General features: G+C 47.4%; 18 protein-coding genes and 1 pseudogene. 2 read left to right on the top strand and 17 right to left on the bottom strand.

Annotation, left to right across the window (positions count from 1 at the left end):
- The 3 genes from NV379_RS25495 to NV379_RS25485 form a co-directional block, all read right to left on the bottom strand.
- Window positions 1-76, bottom strand: a 76-nt coding sequence (locus NV379_RS25495) for a peptide-methionine (S)-S-oxide reductase (RefSeq protein WP_258210148.1), incomplete at its 3' end; no start/stop codon positions are given.
- A gap of 309 nt (window positions 77-385) precedes the next feature.
- Window positions 386-1039: a hypothetical protein gene (locus NV379_RS25490; protein ID WP_258210146.1), complete on the bottom strand. Its 654-nt coding sequence runs from the start codon at window positions 1037-1039 to the stop codon at window positions 386-388.
- 108 nt (window positions 1040-1147) lie between these two features.
- A complete protein-coding gene (locus NV379_RS25485) occupies window positions 1148-2011 on the bottom strand; it encodes a GyrI-like domain-containing protein (RefSeq protein ID WP_258210145.1) in 864 nt (287 codons plus the stop codon).
- Window positions 2012-2122: 111 nt separating this feature from the next.
- Between NV379_RS25485 and NV379_RS26205 the strand changes: the two are divergent.
- Window positions 2123-2272 (top strand): annotated as a pseudogene (locus NV379_RS26205) (DUF6376 family protein); the annotation flags it as partial.
- A 172-nt stretch (window positions 2273-2444) separates the two neighbouring features.
- On the opposite strand, the gene NV379_RS25480 reads toward NV379_RS26205, so the two are convergent.
- The 10 genes from NV379_RS25480 to NV379_RS25435 form a co-directional block, all read right to left on the bottom strand.
- A complete protein-coding gene (locus NV379_RS25480; protein WP_258210144.1) occupies window positions 2445-3488 on the bottom strand; it encodes a hypothetical protein in 1044 nt (347 codons plus the stop codon).
- Window positions 3448-5106 (bottom strand): glycoside hydrolase family 3 protein, encoded by a 1659-nt coding sequence (locus NV379_RS25475; RefSeq protein WP_258210143.1) that lies wholly within the window; start codon window positions 5104-5106, stop codon window positions 3448-3450. Before NV379_RS25475 ends, NV379_RS25480 begins: the two co-directional genes overlap by 41 nt.
- Before the next feature lie 19 nt (window positions 5107-5125).
- Window positions 5126-6151, bottom strand: a complete 1026-nt coding sequence (locus NV379_RS25470) for a zinc-dependent alcohol dehydrogenase (protein ID WP_258210142.1) — start codon at window positions 6149-6151, stop codon at window positions 5126-5128.
- Window positions 6152-6218: 67 nt separating this feature from the next.
- The gene (locus NV379_RS25465) at window positions 6219-7022 is read right to left on the bottom strand and encodes an ABC transporter permease (protein ID WP_258210141.1); all 804 of its coding nucleotides are present in this window, start codon (window positions 7020-7022) and stop codon (window positions 6219-6221) included.
- Between the two features lie 12 nt (window positions 7023-7034).
- Window positions 7035-7790 (bottom strand): ABC transporter permease, encoded by a 756-nt coding sequence (locus tag NV379_RS25460; RefSeq protein WP_258210140.1) that lies wholly within the window; start codon window positions 7788-7790, stop codon window positions 7035-7037.
- A 50-nt stretch (window positions 7791-7840) separates the two neighbouring features.
- On the bottom strand, window positions 7841-8824 hold the full coding sequence (locus NV379_RS25455; RefSeq protein ID WP_258210139.1) for an ABC transporter ATP-binding protein: 984 nt from the start codon (window positions 8822-8824) through the stop codon (window positions 7841-7843).
- 60 nt (window positions 8825-8884) lie between these two features.
- Window positions 8885-10060 (bottom strand): radical SAM protein, encoded by a 1176-nt coding sequence (locus NV379_RS25450; protein WP_258210138.1) that lies wholly within the window; start codon window positions 10058-10060, stop codon window positions 8885-8887.
- Complete coding sequence (locus NV379_RS25445) at window positions 10032-11138, bottom strand: glycosyltransferase family protein (protein WP_258210137.1); 1107 nt, start codon at window positions 11136-11138, stop codon at window positions 10032-10034. Before NV379_RS25445 ends, NV379_RS25450 begins: the two co-directional genes overlap by 29 nt.
- A gap of 22 nt (window positions 11139-11160) precedes the next feature.
- Complete coding sequence (locus NV379_RS25440; protein WP_258210136.1) at window positions 11161-12558, bottom strand: hypothetical protein; 1398 nt, start codon at window positions 12556-12558, stop codon at window positions 11161-11163.
- Window positions 12545-12820, bottom strand: a complete 276-nt coding sequence (locus NV379_RS25435) for an acyl carrier protein (RefSeq protein ID WP_258210135.1) — start codon at window positions 12818-12820, stop codon at window positions 12545-12547. Before NV379_RS25435 ends, NV379_RS25440 begins: the two co-directional genes overlap by 14 nt.
- Before the next feature lie 363 nt (window positions 12821-13183).
- Between NV379_RS25435 and NV379_RS25430 the strand changes: the two genes are divergently transcribed.
- Window positions 13184-13570 carry a Ger(x)C family spore germination C-terminal domain-containing protein gene (locus NV379_RS25430; protein ID WP_258210134.1) on the top strand — a complete coding sequence of 129 codons (387 nt, stop codon included), beginning with the start codon at window positions 13184-13186 and terminating at the stop codon, window positions 13568-13570.
- 245 nt (window positions 13571-13815) lie between these two features.
- Here NV379_RS25430 and NV379_RS25425 read toward each other — a convergent pair whose 3' ends face one another.
- The 4 genes from NV379_RS25425 to NV379_RS25410 all read right to left on the bottom strand — a co-directional run.
- On the bottom strand, window positions 13816-13914 hold the full coding sequence (locus NV379_RS25425) for a hypothetical protein (RefSeq protein ID WP_258210147.1): 99 nt from the start codon (window positions 13912-13914) through the stop codon (window positions 13816-13818).
- A 271-nt stretch (window positions 13915-14185) separates the two neighbouring features.
- Window positions 14186-15004: an alpha/beta fold hydrolase gene (locus NV379_RS25420; RefSeq protein ID WP_258210133.1), complete on the bottom strand. Its 819-nt coding sequence runs from the start codon at window positions 15002-15004 to the stop codon at window positions 14186-14188.
- 12 nt (window positions 15005-15016) lie between these two features.
- Entirely contained in the window at window positions 15017-15490 is a 474-nt protein-coding gene (locus NV379_RS25415) for a GbsR/MarR family transcriptional regulator (RefSeq protein WP_258210132.1), read from the bottom strand.
- A gap of 233 nt (window positions 15491-15723) precedes the next feature.
- On the bottom strand, window positions 15724-15993 hold a 270-nt coding region (locus NV379_RS25410), incomplete at its 5' end, for a tyrosine-type recombinase/integrase (protein WP_258210131.1).

The raw sequence follows: 15993 nt of genomic DNA, 5'->3' as shown, positions 1-15993 counted from the left end.
ACTTAACTCCAGGTAAAGTTTTTATAAAAGCTTGTACTCCCCATAAACATCCACCTGCAAAATATACTACTTCCATATTGACTCTCCTCTTCGTTTAAAAACCAAAAAATTCATTCCAACTAAATAGGAAGAAAAAACTGTAGTTACTAACTCTACTACACATTAAAATAATGACAAATTTTCTTATTCCACATTATATACCGATTGTTGAACACAAATTAAACAACACTGTTCAACTACCCTGCCAGTTTGCTTAATAAAAAGAGCAGGCTACCATAGCACCTGCTCATCAATGTGTATTATTCAACTAGTCGTTGTATCAGATCGCTTCATTCGCATCTCAGAGGTTAATGAATTATTTAGTAATGTTCCCCATACGCCCAAATTACTCTTTGCCGTACTTTTTCTTCAAACCATCGACTTCGACTTCAATGCCGATATCTTTCGACCAACCGGATAAGCCTGTTCCATCCAACTGCTTGCCGTTAAATGCCATACTGACACCGACCTTCTGATGAGGTGGAAGCGTGACCGTCATCGGCTCGAACTTGACCTTGGTTGTACTCCTTATCAGATAAGGTCTAATCATTACATTTTTCTCCTTCCCATAGTTGATCAGCGTAATGGTACAGTTCGCTTCCACATTCGCTTCTTCGGATCGATAGCTGCACTGGCTGTTATTTTTGGAGAAATCGACGGAAGTAACGGAAACGGAATTATATTTCAGAAGAATCATGGCGTTCTCGGTCACGATTGGAGACAGATAGACGAAAGCGATACAGCTTAGTACGATCCGGCTCCGTATTTTAGGAAACCGTACTTGATAAAACTTCACCGTACCGATGTAACCGGCAATAATGACAAGCAGACCGATAATAACCGAGATATGCAACCCCGAATCGTCCTCGGTATTGGTCCACGGCGGAATTCCTACTGTTCTAAATATGCTGTCTCCGAAAGAATAACCGAGGTGTGTGTTAGATATGAGCAGCAGACCGATCAGAATAAGAACGTAAAACAAAGCTTCTTTTCTAAGCATTTTATCACCTCATGTACCCGTTAGCTGAATAAATAAATATATTGATTCATGCCAGAACGTAGAAAGACCCATAAACGATGGTTTGCAGGGTCATTCCTCTTTCGTGGACTATTTCTCTTCGATTGGCGTATAAATCTCTAACTCACTTTCAGGTGAAGTCGGATTAAATCTTTCGTCCATCAACTCCACTACCCAACCTTTACTATGTTTGTAACCATTCTCATCAATCCAACGGTTAAGAAAACCATAAGCATCACCTATTTTCCAAATCTCACCTTTGTGCGTATAGACAGCATAAGTGCACAAAGGAGTGTTCTGGCTTACCATTCCTTGTGGAATAGAACCAATCTCTGTGACTTGAGCGGTTGTATAGTAGGTTCCAAGGTTATCGGGTGCATAATTACCTGGTTCGTATTGAGCCAATTTTTCACCAGTTCGATTTTGAATTTCCTCCATACGACTCATTAAAGAGTCAAATGATTGCGGAATTACGGTTGGGTATTCTGAATACTTCGCTTCATGCCTTGTTCCAACTGCTGAGAATCCTCTTTTGACCACTCTACACGTGTTATCTTTAACGCCTAGTTCGCTCATTTCGTTTCTCCTTTCGGTTTCTGAATCGTATAAAAAAGAATAAAATAACATTTCGATTAATATCCATAGTGCTCCGTTATCCAGTAACTGACATGCATAGGTATGTCGAAAACGGTGTGGGTACACATTAGCCTCAATTTCTCCTCGATCTGCTAGTCGCTTTAATGCCCACCTAATCGTCGGCATCGCCATTCTTCGGGTAGGATTCGTATCCGTCACAAACAATGCTTTACATAAGTCATCACGACTTGCCAGGTACTTCTTCAACCAAACTTTGCATTCTGTGGTGAAGTAAATCTCCCTCTGTTTGGAACCCTTTCCGTTTACAATTGCAGAGCAATTTTCCCAGTTAAGATCTTCGATGTTTATCTTCTGCACCTCCCCAACACGATATCTTCATTTACCCAGATGAAACAAGACATTTCGCAATTTAATCAACTGAATGCTCCTGCTTTCGCACAAGACGGTCATCACTAGCTAACCAGCACCAATGAAACATTCCTCAAAGAGATCAATACGTACATCTCTCCGCTCTCTAGTGGCTCGTTTAACTTGGATACGATCCAGCAATCAGAGATAGTACAGACAATGAACCGGATTACAGATTTACTGAGCCAGATTCAGCAACTTGATAAGTGACTATCCTAATGGCACATTTTCTTCTAACAAGTGAACGTTAGAAAACGCAAAAAGGTATAAGCTTAAAGAGCATCTCTTTGGGCTTATACCTTTATTTCATTTCTGTAGAGGGATAATTGATTGTATCGGACTTGATCCTCATTCTTAGCTGGTTTGCGGGACAGGACATTAATCAGCGTTCGAGCATTGTGATCAACTTTTGCAGGAGGACGGGCTCTTCTTCTCGAAATTGATCGAATCGCAGCCTCAGTCGCTCATAGATCTCCTGATCTTCTCGCATTTCATGGCGAATATATTGATCCCTTAGTTTTAGCGCCCTTTTGGTAATATCATTGTAACCTTCCACAAGCTCTTCATCGTATGGGATCATCCCTTGCTTAATTAAATAATCGATCCGCTCACTCATCATTTTTTTGTGCTCCCAGAGCACATGTAAATGTCTGACATCGACTCGGTAGCCGAGCCGGGAGTCGCCTTGCTGTACAGCATTATAGTACATTTGCAAATAATCGTACACTTTGATACCGAAAGCTTCTCCCTCGTCAGGATTGTAGTTGATTCGGTTTAAATGGGTCTCTCCATTTAAGTAATCACGCAGCTGATCGATCGCGGCCGTCTTATCGAATGGATAGGGAGAATGCGGTTCATATTTATAAAAATACGTATGATGATCGGCCGTAAGCTTCTCCCTTAGTAGATGACGCATGGACTGGACAGCATCCTGGAACTCTTCGAAAGAGACCCGTAAATTGCGATATACACCCGTACGGTCGAACATGGAAACATGGAATACGCGATCGTCCAAATCGAACCCGTAGATAAAAAGATGATGTGGAAACGGCTCTTGCTGATAGGCAGCCGACGGCGAAAGTCTCGCTTCGTCTACAAACACGACGCAATAATATCCACTCTGAATCTGATTTGCGATGAATTGCGGCCAGTCGCCTAAAGCCAAATTCTCCATAATCGTATAATTGACGGAGCAGGTGAGAAGAAACGGGTTATTGAAATTCAGTTCATTGGGCTTACCTCGGAAAAAATCAAGAAAGAACTGTCTTCCGTCCTCCAGAAACCGCTTGGTACAGGATAACTGAATAAAATTACTGTAGTACCAAGGAATCGTCTCTTCGTGCGCACTGGTGATCGATAGCGTATAGGCCCATCGCAAAAAACCTTTAAGTGGCGGATCCAGTAGTGGAAGCTGAACGGCGTTCATCGGCTACTCCCCTTTCTAAATCGTACTTCAGAAGCGTCACCGGCAATGTGCCAGTAGGCTCCACGATCCCCATCAGAACACGGGATAAAGCCAGCAGCGTATCTGGATGGTGTTCGTAACAAGCGAGACAGCTCCGTGCTTCTGGAAAAGCCGCGAGATCAACGGGATTGCGCAGAGAGACCGGTATAACTTTTCCCCCTCCTCCCAAGAGCCGGCGAACCAAGGCTGTCTGCCCAGGATGAGAAGCGGTATGGAATATTCCCGCGATGATCTGCCCGTACCCCTCAGCTTCGGCGGCAAGTGCATCGATCTCTTCTGAGCTAGGATTAGTCCCATATACGATCTCATCCAGCTTGGCAGAAATGAAAGTCCGTAGGCTGCTTCCGAGCGTGGTATCATATAGCGGCTCGTCCTCAGATTTGCATGCGGCGGTGATCTGCGGCCAGAGCACGAGTGTGTCGACTTCGGGAGACAATCGGTAATCGTCCGGTTCACGGCTGATAGCGGTAATGCTGGCCTCGCGGAGCTGCTCGATCCTCCGCAGGGTCCGCGGGTGCTCAAGCAGGTTCCATGTCTCTTCCCAACTATGCGCTCGAAGTAATCCAAGGCGACGCTCCTTAAGGCGAAGCAGCCGCGTCACGGAAACATCGATCCGAGCTTCGGTCAGTCGCCCTTCCAACACTGCACGTTCCAAGGAAGCTACAGCCTCAAGCTGGCTTTCGTATGTATGGCTTACGAGCAGCAGATCCGCTCCGGCTAATACGGCCTGGACAACAGCCTCACCAACGCCGATTCCCTGCGTTACGGCATTCATCTCCATACAATCGGTGATGATCAGCCCGTCAAAACCGAGCTCTTCACGCAGCAGGCCCGACAGAATGTCCCGGGAGAGCGTAGCCGGAATCGGCACGCCACCGGTGAGCAGCGGGATTCCGACATGAGCCGTCATGATCGCTTCCGCTCCGGCCGAAGTAGCCCGATGAAACGGCACGAGCTCCACCGTGTGAAGCCGCTCTAGCGAGTGCCTCACAACCGGTAGCTCCGCATGGGAGTCCGTCTCCGTGTCGCCATGACCGGGAAAGTGCTTGATGGCGGAGACGATCCCTCCATCCCGGAAGCCCCGCATCGCAGCGATACCGAGGTCAGAGACGAGCTCTGTATCGTCGCCGAACGCGCGGACATCAATGATCGGATTTCGAGGGTTGACATTAATGTCAACCACCGGCGCGAAATTCATGTTAATCCCAAGCAACTTCAGCTCTTCGGCTGTTCCTCTGGCAGCTTCGTAGAGCAGCTCGGGATTGCGTGCCGCTCCCATAGCCATCGCTGCAGGCAGCTGCGCAATGCCTTGCCTGAGTCGCACGACCATGCCCCCCTCTTGATCCGTTCCGATCCACAGTGGGATGCCCGTCGCAGCCTTTGCAATCCGCTGAAGCCGCTGCGTTAAGGCGAATGCCTGCTCCGGGTGATCCAGATTACGCGAGAATAACACGATTCCACCGATGTAATGGTTTTGTAAAAGGTCGTATATATTCATATCCGGTTCCAGGCCTTCGAAACCTGTCATGAGCATCTGGCCTATTTTCTCCTTCAGCGTAAGCTCGTGCGTTGCTTTCATTCGTGCTCCTCCTCAGACATTACAATTGTGTCCAGTCAAACAGGATGCCCATGGCATCGGACTTACGCTCGGCAAGCCGGGAATAAACCGAGACCGCATCGAGCGGGCTCGCAGTCTCGGTGATGAGACTTGCGACATCCAGTCTGCCGTCACGGATCGACTCGAAGATGTACGAGTTCATATCCGCTTCCGCCCACCCTTTATACCCCTCCATCATTCGGCCATGAATCCCCAGAATGCTGACCGAATTGAAGACGACTTTCGGTCCGATGCTCTGCTTCGAAGTCTCCGTTGAATCTCCGAGCAAGATGACTTTGCCGAGATCCCGGGTGAACTGCGTGCAGGAAGACAATACAGCGTAAGATCCAGTCACGTCGTATATCGTATCCAGCATTCGGCCTTCCGTTAGTTCTTGTATCGGTCCGAACGCTTCATCCACCGGGAGGCTTATCAGATCTGTCGCCCCATGCCTCCGGGCGAGTTCCAACCGATAGCTCTCCGGTGCAATCGCGATAATCTGCCGTGCGCCACTCCGATTCAGATACTGAATGACCAGTTGGCCGATCAGCCCAAGACCGACGACGCCCACCCGTTCTCCGAATGCGTGCTCAGCACGCAGGACCCCCAGCAGGGCTATCTTCGCGATCTGCGTGAATACCGCCTCTTCGTCTCGGATCCAATCGGGGATAAGTGCTGTTTCCATCGCATCCGCGAGGAAGAACTGCCGGTGTCCGGCCGGGCACATGATCCGATCGCCCGGCTGAATCCCTTCCACACCGTCTCCGATCTTGAGCACTTGCGCCACCATCGAGTACCCCGGATAGAACGGATACCGAACCCAAGTGGACCAGACTGTTCCCTCGTCGAAACGACCCTTCAGGCAAGCCAATTCCGTCCCCGTGCTTATGAGCGATTGGTTTGCTGCACACAAAATTTGTCCGGGCCCTGGTTCCTCTACCGGCTCCTCGATCATTTCAATCCGATTCGGCTCCTGAAATACGCAATTAAACGAACTGCGGCTTTGCGTTGTCGCAATATCTGGCATGCGTGATCACTTCCTTTTCCAAATGTAAATTAGACATTTTGATCCATGAAATTGCAATAGACTCGTACTAGCTGCTCGCGCTGGTATACCCCTTTACAGCATGCTTCCAGAGCAGCCGAACGGCTATGAATAGAAGCAGCGAACCGGCCACCGCATAACCTGCATGAAGCCAGTTGATCTGCCCGAGCAGAAACATCGGCCCGAAATTCGTAATCAAGAATAGAGGGATGATAAAAGTCCCGATTCGGCGAACCCAAGTCGGGTAAATCGCCATCGGAAAATTATTGGCGTCCCAGACAGAATGGGCGATCTCTGACACGGAACCCGTCTGGACGAACCTGAACGACAGCAATGCCGGTATGATCATCACGCAATAGGTGATCACGACGGAGACGAGCAGCATCAGGGCAAAACCTGTCAGTTGTAGGAATGACAATGGAATGTCCATGGCATGCCAGCCAATCCCGATCATCACGAATCCGACCAGCATATCAGGAATGGGCAGCGCCAGATCGACGTACCGCAAGGAAGCCATAAACTGGAGTGACACCGGCTTCGTCAACAGAATATCCAATGAACCATCTTTGATATATTCAGGAATTTTCATGAAATTCGTAAAAAACATGCCGACATAGATACCGGTCGCCACAGTATGCATGCCGATAAAGAGAAGCAATCCCTCCGGAGGAATTCCCTCTACATGAAGGTCGGTACGGAACACGACGAGAACGTATAACAGCTTAGCGATGAGGTAGACGGATTCCACTAGGATGCTCATGATAAAATTACCGCGAAATTCCATCTGGGCGATGAGGCAATTTTTGATGAATATGCCGTACAGACGCGTGTATTTCCTGATAGTCTTCAACATATGCCGTTTCCGCTACCCCCCAACCGCCGAATATTTCTTCATGGCAACGCGCCACGTCAGCCGGGATAGCCAGAAGAAAAACCCAATCCACCCGAACTGCCAGAGAAGCCCTTGATACATCGCTGCCGCTTCCATTTTGCCGCTGAGAGCATTAACGGGAAAGTAGATCGTATACGGAAACGGTGTGAACTGAAGTGCCTTCACGACCGACTCCCCGAAAATCTCCAGCGGAAACATGCCCCCGCTCAAAATATTGACGAGCAGACTCGTAATGACGAAAAAATACGAGATTTCATGAAGATAGAACGCGCTCGCGCAGATGCAATACGCGATTAAGAAATTAAGGATGAGCGCCCCCCATAGTGTGATCGCGAACAAAATGATCCGCATGATCTGAGGATCGAGCACACCTCTGATCGATGCGATCCAGATGATTAAGGCGAGCAGCACGGTCGTCATTGCGTAATAGATCGCTTTCTGACCAAGGAAGGTGATCAGCCGATACCCGAAGTAGCTGACTGGTTTGATCAGATACTTGTTAAGGCCCCCGTTCTTGATATCGTCAGCAATTTGATGCTCGAACTGGGTGGCAACCAGCTTGGAGACCAAGCCTGCCAGAATCGTATACAAGATGATTTGGCTGTAAGAATAGGAGAACAGCGCCGACGGACCGGAATGCCGATAGACTGCCGTCCAGATGAAATATTGAACAAGGATCGGAAACGAGGCACCTAGCAGTCCAAGGAAGAAGTGGAACCGATATTCCATCGAATGCTGGATCCCCATCGAAAATACGGCCGTGTACAATCTTCGTCTATTCATCCGACAGCTACCCTGTTGTAGAGCATCGAGATGCTCTCCTCGATTGGCACGTCCTCAATCGTCCAGTCCAGTATCGGAAATGAATCGAGCACGGCTCGCGACACTTCCTTCAAGCGGTATTTCGGCAGCTCAAGTACGGCATTGTATTCGTCTAAGGAGACGATTTTCCCGAATTTAGCCAATCGGTTTTCGGTGACGGGTTCGGAGAATTTCAGTCGAATAATTTTCATCTCACCAAAAAGATCGTTGATGCTGTGAAGATCCCCATCGTACAGAAGACTTCCTTCATTAATGATGATCGTCCGCTTGCACAAATCCTCCACATCCTTCATATAGTGGCTTGTCAGCAGCATCGTTGCGCCGTATTGCTCATTGTAGTATTTCAGAAATGCTCTGACCTTCTTCTGAGAGGGAAAGTCGAGGCCGATTGTAGGCTCATCGAGATACAGCAGCCGAGGCCGATGGATCAGCGCCGCGATCAACTCCATTTTCATTCGTTCGCCTAGTGACAGCCGGCGCACCTGCACATCCAGTAGATCCTGCACGTCGAGAAGTTCCGATAGTTCTGCAAGATTCCGGCGATAGAGATCATCGTCAATGTCATAAATGCATTTATTCAAATAAATTGATTCGCTCGCAGGAAGATCCCACCATAGTTGGTTTTTCTGGCCCATCACGATAGAGAACAGCCGTTTGAACTCGTTCTTCCGCTCCCACGGCACATAACCGAGCACTTGCGCCTGCCCGCTAGTAGGATACAGGATGCCCGATAGCATTTTGAGCGTCGTGGTCTTCCCCGCCCCATTGGGTCCGAGAAATCCGACGCACTCGCCAGGACCAATGTCGAAGGAGACGGATTTGACCGCTTCCTTCAACAACGACTTACGGGCAAATAAATTTTTCAGCGAATTTTTAAGACCCGCTTGTTTCCGGTAATACACAAACGATTTGTGCAGCTCTCGCACATGGATATAGTCCACCCCTGCTCCTCCTATACGAATGCCCCTTTTGCTTGTTTAGACTCCAAAAAGTTTAATCGCTTAAATTCCATTGTTGTACAGCAGCACACATTTCGAGCAAATTGGCATTAGGCCGCAGGCCAGCACCTCGCGTTGCTTGCGAAGTTCTTCACCGTGGAAAATATCCGCTACACTGTCTTCATTCAAATTGCCGACGCTGAATTCCGGGAAAAACTTGCACGGATTCACTGCCCCGTCCGGCATGACGTCCATCCGGTTCGAGATCGATAAACACTTTGTCCGATTCATTGCTGGCTTCTCGCTGCCCCGGATGAATCCTTCCACTTCTTCGGGCTCCAGTGCGGGCTGATAGCGGACGCGGACGTTCCACACGCGGGAATTGACGTGATTCAGCTCTTCGATCAGCGTGTCAAAATGACCCGGCGAGATGTGGAACGTGAAGGAGTGCCAACTGTTCTTGTGATGCTCCGAGAAACGGGAAGCAAGGTGCGGGAAATGCGCATCGAAGTATGTGTCCATTTTCGTCGCTGTATCCGTTGGGATATACCAAGGGAAACAGAAATACACAGAATCGACGCCTATATCTTCGAAAAATTCCATGAAGCTGTAGAGCTTGCCAACCATCTGATCATTTACCGTCAGCGCGACGGATACTTTGCCTTTATACAAACCCTGCTTCTGCAGATCAATCAGCAGTTGAATAGCATGAATGACTTTCTTGAACGTTCCTTTGCCCCGGATCGCATCGTTCTCTTGCTCGAATCCTTCCAGACTGATCAACATGACCAGATTCTCCGACATTTTCAGAATGGCATCCAGCTTCTGTTCAATGAGGATCGCGTTCGTACAAATCGTCGTATAACGTTCTTCTCGGGCTAACAGTTCGGCAAGTTCATCGAACTTGGAGTAGAACAAAGGCTCCCCGCCCCACAGGAACACACGCGATTTGCGTTCTCGCGTCTCGGCCAGCAGTTTCTCCACGATCGGAATTTCAATCTCATCATTCTTAACTTCCTTCGCGAATCCGTGATGGAAGCCATCTGGATTCCACTCAAAGCAATGTTTGCAGCGCAGATTGCAGCCATTGTTGAGCTTGATCCCGATCTCGTATGGCACAGGGGCCGCGTAAGCCGGATCCTCTCGGCGTTTCCTTCCAGTTTCCGCTAGCGGAATCAAGGTTCTTTTCATATTGCGGAATGTCTGTTGATCAAACGTAACTGCTGTTTTCGGCTGCATAGGTTTTCCTCCCAAAATGGCTGATTCTAGATCGTGTCTCCAGTAGACGGTGGCATATTTCCTCGAGTAATCGTTCCGAGAAGTTCCGGTCCTTCCAATCCACATAGCGGATACCTAAGCCGGAAGCTTCCCAATAAGTTGCATTATGAAACTCATGGTCGCCGAACGGTTCTAACATGACAAATGGAACGCCGAACGACAACGAGTCATTGAGGGTTGCTCCCCCCGGCTTGCTAATGACCGCTGCGCAATTGCGCAGCAGATCCGTATAAGCGATGTAACTCCCCATCGAAAAAGCCTGGAGAAGGCCATCCTTGCGTACATATTGAACCATCGGCGGGAACGTATGCCGTCCATGCCCGTCCATGCCCCAGGGATCCCAAGAGGCTTCCGTTCCATAGTACCGTGTAAGCCCGTCATCCTCCTCCACCTCGGCGGGATCATAGACGATCATGTCAAGCAGGAAGCCTGCTTCGCGAAGTTCGAGGATCGTCCCGGCGTAAGTACCGATTCCCCAACCGCCACCGTGAATCAGAACGCGTCCGACGCGCTGCGCATAAGGCAGTGGCTCCGCTTCGTCCGAAGCTAGGTAGCACGCTGGCGACATCTTTGAAGGTTCGTAGAACCAGATATTGTCATAACGGGGATACAACGCTTGATGTACCTTGAACGATGGCGTGTCCCACGCATCCAGCCGAATCAGCTGAATATCCAGAGGGGTGTCGGCTATGGACTGATAACGCTCAAGGATCGGCAGCCAGAAGCCAGTAAATACGGCGAACCGTGATGCACCGTCCCGCTGCCAAACATTCAACATGCCTTGAACCGCTGCCTCATCCAGTGAAGCATCCACGGGCTTGGCCAGCCGATGCCCCATAAGAGCCACGGCAAAATTGGCATGGAATGCTTGTTTGGTGGACCTGATTTTGTTCCGGACCTCTACGTGATACAAGTTCTCCAGAACATGTATGTCTGTGGTGACGCATCTAGCATGCAAGTACGTGTTCAAATGCATCGCGGGGATGTATGCGCCAAGCGAATTGCCCGACGCCAGCAAGTGAATTGAAGATGAGTTCATACGCAGCCTCCACATTCCAGATTTAGTTATACACCCTAACGGACAAGTCGGTGAGCAGCTGCCGCAAGCCTCGCATCAGTTCGCTGCGGTGTTCGTCGTCACGTCCCACTACCGAGACGTACAACCTTCCCTTCGGCATGCCCCGTTTGTTCTGCCCTGACTCAGCCATGCGGCGTCGACCCAGCAGCTCATTCACCATAACGGTATTGGACGAGAGCGGAACGATCCCGTACCCGCCGGGAGTTGTCAATAGAAGACCAGACTCGCTCAGCGCTTGCAGCAATCTCTCGAACGCGAAGCCTTCCGGAAGACCGAGGGATAAGAACGTCAGCCATCCTGTAACACCATACTGTTCCCAGACTTTATCTAGGTAAGCGTTAATCAGGCCCATAGATTTCCTGGCATTAATCTCAACAATCGATACGAGTTCACCATTCTTCAGGAGCATGGAATCGAAGCAGACGAAGCCGTGATAGCCATCCTCCGATAACATTCTGAGCGCTTTCTCCATCACGAGGAAATAATCGGCGTCTTCCAACAGGCGAATAAAAGCTTCATCTGCCCGGATCGACCCGCCATAATTTTGCTGATGATTAATCATCCGTTGAACGGAGATGAATTCGATCTCTCCGCTCTCACGGATGAACCAATGCGAGCTAAAGTCGGTTTCTTTGAGTAACAGGGGCTCCAGCAAGAAGTGCGATCGCAATCCGTTGATCTCCTGTTTACGCAGGTGATCCGCGATCCTTCGCTGCATCGCCGCATTGTCGATGAGCAGGTTGCCCTTCCCGGATACGCCGAAAGGATCTTTTAGTAGATACGACCCCTCCATCAGAAGCCTCGTCCCGACGGCCTCTATCTCCGCTGCAATGTTCGTCTCCGTGCCGTAACACTTCTCACCGATTCTCGCCAAGAGTTGATTCGAATAGATCTTGGAATTCACTCGAACGACTGTCGCTAGATCTGGCAAAGGACCGTACGGTCCAGCGGTTTGAAGGTAAGCTTCCGTATCTGCCGTTATGGCATACGGAGATAAGATTGCAGCTTGCAGCCCCCTTTCTGCTGGTCTAAGGTGCTCGTCTTGATCGTTTGCTAGCTTGAACATGCATTGCTTGAAAATGTCCTGCTCTGGCAGGGGAATTTTCTCATCACTCAGATCAAAGCGATAGTGGGCACGAAATGAAAATCCCAAGCCGTTCAAGTACGCTTGAAGTGTCGGATCGATTTTGCATCGGCTGTAGAGAATATCGAGAGGTCCGCAAAATGGAAAAAGCAGCTCGTCCATGCACAGGACAATTGATTCTCTGTCCGGATCGGGCATAGCAGGCAGCCGTGCTAGATTCGGATCCCTCCAGCGCGTTTCAGGATCGAAGGAACCCATCACGATATGTGGAATCACAACAGCTTCAACGCTTGACATCTTCGTACAACGGCTGCTCTTGCGGTTGGCAGCTGTTCAGGAATGCGATAAAAGTGCTGATCGACTGGAGATGTTCGTAATCGAATTGATCATAGTCAATGACGACGTTTAATTGTTCTTCGACTTTGAGCATGAATTGAATCATTTGTAGAGAATCGAGGCCGATATCGTTGTTCAAGTTCATTTCGGGGGATAAGGATTGACGGAGTTCCGGTTGGTCTTCTTTGATAGCACACAAAATATCTACGATAGCATTGTACATTGTTACACTCCTTTAATAGATTAAGATGATAAGTATGAAATCTAAATTATTGCGTTTACCAAGTCTATTAAACTTGAATCAGACCCCTAATTTACCTCCTTTTGCCATAATTAGTATTATTATCTTTACCAAGTCATAATTTGTCAATGTTAAATAATACACATGCTACAAGAAGAATCATACTTTCATACCTTTCCGATTCATCATCCACCATGAATATTGTCGTTATTTACAGCCATAGCACATCTCCCGTTCACTCTCCTAATATCCAATTTAGATGAAAATAATAAGTTTTAGTAAATATAAAACGCTAGACTAAACTTGATTTACAGTTTAGTCTAGCGTTTTTGCGAGAGCCTCTTCATGGATGACAAAGCATTTGATCTGATTGAATCCAATGACCCCAGTAAAAATGAAGAAATTTATCAATTAATTGAAAAAATAGAGGAGTGGCAGCCTATCTCCCTCTCTTCCACCTTCCATTTTATTCGAAACAATCTCGATAAAATGATAGATCCGACTGCTCCAATCATTCACAAGCATGAGAAACAAGGTCTGCAGATCAGTGGGATTGCATTATTCCGGAACGATAAATTTGTAGGCGAACTCTCAGAGGATGATGCGAAGCTGTTAATTATGCTAATGAACAGGAAAAATAAAGAAGACCTTGCAATTAGCACTAACAAATATCATTTAGAAAACCCATTATTATGGAAAATAACATATACAAGCGGAGCATTATGGTTGTGAAAACCTCACCGATCCGGTATTGTTCCGGTGTGATCCCGGTCATTTGTTTAAAGGAGCGCGTAAACGATTCATGGCTTGAAAACCCCATAACTAGTCACTCCCTGTGTAGATTTGGATACCGCTTTTTTAAGTACTCGATCTCCGCCTTTAAATACGCCATCTCTTCTTCTAGACTTGCAAACTTGGACTTTGGTCGTCCTTACGAAAGGCTTCTTGTTCAAATGGCTGCCCTTCTCGGTAACGCCTCATCCATACTTTACCTGTGTTTTATTTCGAATTCCAAGTTGTTTAGCAACCTCACGATATGACATATTCCCCTCGGTTACCAGCCTTACTGCTTGCATCTTTAGCTCTTCAGGATACCTATTATTCGTGCGGCTTCGTTCACACATGAAAAAATCCCCTCTGGTGATAACGTTTATAAGTTCATCTTAACAGATGTCTCTTTTACGTTGTCTACCATGAGGGGATATTACCAAATTTAGCGGCTTCTAATGTTACTATGTTTTTGTCACCCGACAGGTGCATAATCCTCTCTGTTCTGTTTCATTCTTACATATACCAGTATTATTTCTATAGTAGCAAAAAAGAGTGTATTTTCCCTCTTATTACAATCTACTTATCAAAAATAGTAACACCTTCATATTTCTTCAATGGTCTCTCTTCTAAAAAATCGAGGATTATTTCATTAAAAATATCTTTTCGCATCGTACTAAGTGGGTCAAATGCGTTCTTAAATAGAGCTAGCTTTGCATTCCGAATATACTCAAAAATAATTCTAGATCCCTTCCCTTCATCCACGCCAGTCACCACTTTACCTTCACCGCCCATCACTAATGTTGAAGCTTGAATATTATGTAATAGATGCATATGCGTAGGAAATGGAGCTTTTTTCATGGCCAACAGCATTTTCTTATCGATCGAGAAGGATTTTCGTAAGACTTCCTGTGTGTAGAGATCGCCCTTATAGAATTTCATCATGATATTTATGATCGTGTTATAAGGCAGTAAGCTAAAAATAAAATTTGAAATCGACAATACCCAGCCTGCTGCCAACGTAGGCATTTCACTATAACTGTTTGAGATTACAAGCTTATCAATATAAGTTGGATACTTAATCGCTAGCAAGGTAGCGAGCTGCCCGCCTTGGGAGACGCCAATAACATGAATTCGTTCTATATGAAGCGCTTCAAGGAACGCCTTTACATCCTCTACGATCACATGGTGGTCATACTGATGGTTAGGAAACTCCTTGGAAGAGTCTCCATGTCCTCTATAATCTGGCATAATCATTTGATAGTTGGTAGAGAATGCATCGAATTGCGGCTCCCACATACGCCAGGAAGAGCCGCTCCCATGAAGAAACAGAATCGGTGTCCCCTGCCCTTTAACTTCATAATTCATGGTCATACCGTTCACAGTTACCTTAGGCATGTTGCGTCCCTCCTATTTCGCACGATTCTCTTTCTGTTCCTGCCAAGCTGCTAAAATCTGCTTCGTCTGTTGGACAACGAATTCGAAAAACTCAATACTCTCGCTGATCGTACCAGCGGTTTGATCCGAAATTACAAGCTCTTTTGCCCGACGTAAGTAATCCCCCATCATGACACCTTGAGCAATACTGGTATGCAGCGTCATCGCCCATGCATCCGGATGAAGCTCATAATAATCCCGGTTACTTCCCGGCATCCCAACCTTGCGGAACAAGGATATCTGGACCCCTTGGCGAACAGACAGCGAGGCAGTGCCTTTGCTAATATGTAAATCTTGGACCATATCATCTAATGATTTGGCTTCACCTGCAATCAGCAGATATCCCCAGATCTTCCCGAGCGAACGCGCACTACCAGAAGATTCGATATATGTGCCGAAGTCCTCTATAAGATTCATTTGTTCATTACTTAAAGAACGTTTATCCATTATATACGCCCTCCACGCTTATTGTGTTTAATATATATTAAATATAATAAACGTAGAGGAATAAATTGTCAACCCATATCCAAAACCAAAAGACTGAGTTCTTGCCTGCACAATACTGCCCGTTACTTCAGTTCCGATAACTGACTGATTTGGTGTATTTATCGATTTTTGGGGGTCTGGTACTAAAAGAACCGGCGATATAGCTCTCGTCTGCGCTCCCCACGCAACTGGACTTATATTAGAGTGGTCGATGCTTTCTCCTGGCCCAGCATGCCTTGTATAAACTCCAACGGTGCTCCGTTATCCAGTAACTGACATGCATAGGTATGTCGAAAACGGTGTGGGTACACATTAGCCTCAATTTCTCCTCGATCATCTAGTCGCTTTAATGCCCACCTAATCGTCGGCATCGCCATTCTTCGGGTAGGATTCGTATCCGTCACAAACAATGCTTTACATAAGTCATCACGACTTGCCAGGTACTTCTTCAACCAAACTTTGCA

Origin of the sequence: Paenibacillus radicibacter, assembly GCF_024721995.1 — a bacterium.
GTDB classification, from domain to species: Bacteria; Bacillota; Bacilli; order Paenibacillales; family NBRC-103111; genus Paenibacillus_AM; species Paenibacillus_AM radicibacter.
The sequence above is the reverse complement of the archived record's forward strand: the minus strand, read 5'-3'. Positions and strand labels throughout refer to the sequence as shown.

Bases quoted from the DNA above. Each gene is read 5' to 3' on its own strand.
- NV379_RS25490 (WP_258210146.1), bottom strand. From the start codon at position 1,039: ATGCTTAGAAAAGAAGCTTTGTTTTACGTTCTTATTCTGATCGGTCTG.
- NV379_RS25480 (WP_258210144.1), bottom strand. From the start codon at position 3,488: ATGAACGCCGTTCAGCTTCCACTACTGGATCCGCCACTTAAAGGTTTT.
- NV379_RS25475 (WP_258210143.1), bottom strand. From the start codon at position 5,106: ATGAAAGCAACGCACGAGCTTACGCTGAAGGAGAAAATAGGCCAGATG.
- NV379_RS25470 (WP_258210142.1), bottom strand. From the start codon at position 6,151: ATGCCAGATATTGCGACAACGCAAAGCCGCAGTTCGTTTAATTGCGTA.
- NV379_RS25465 (WP_258210141.1), bottom strand. From the start codon at position 7,022: ATGTTGAAGACTATCAGGAAATACACGCGTCTGTACGGCATATTCATC.
- NV379_RS25460 (WP_258210140.1), bottom strand. From the start codon at position 7,790: ATGGAATATCGGTTCCACTTCTTCCTTGGACTGCTAGGTGCCTCGTTT.
- NV379_RS25450 (WP_258210138.1), bottom strand. From the start codon at position 10,060: ATGCAGCCGAAAACAGCAGTTACGTTTGATCAACAGACATTCCGCAAT.
- NV379_RS25445 (WP_258210137.1), bottom strand. From the start codon at position 11,138: ATGAACTCATCTTCAATTCACTTGCTGGCGTCGGGCAATTCGCTTGGC.
- NV379_RS25440 (WP_258210136.1), bottom strand. From the start codon at position 12,558: ATGTCAAGCGTTGAAGCTGTTGTGATTCCACATATCGTGATGGGTTCC.
- NV379_RS25435 (WP_258210135.1), bottom strand. From the start codon at position 12,820: ATGTACAATGCTATCGTAGATATTTTGTGTGCTATCAAAGAAGACCAA.
- NV379_RS25430 (WP_258210134.1), top strand. From the start codon at position 13,184: ATGGATGACAAAGCATTTGATCTGATTGAATCCAATGACCCCAGTAAA.
- NV379_RS25425 (WP_258210147.1), bottom strand. From the start codon at position 13,914: ATGCAAGCAGTAAGGCTGGTAACCGAGGGGAATATGTCATATCGTGAG.
- NV379_RS25420 (WP_258210133.1), bottom strand. From the start codon at position 15,004: ATGCCTAAGGTAACTGTGAACGGTATGACCATGAATTATGAAGTTAAA.
- NV379_RS25415 (WP_258210132.1), bottom strand. From the start codon at position 15,490: ATGGATAAACGTTCTTTAAGTAATGAACAAATGAATCTTATAGAGGAC.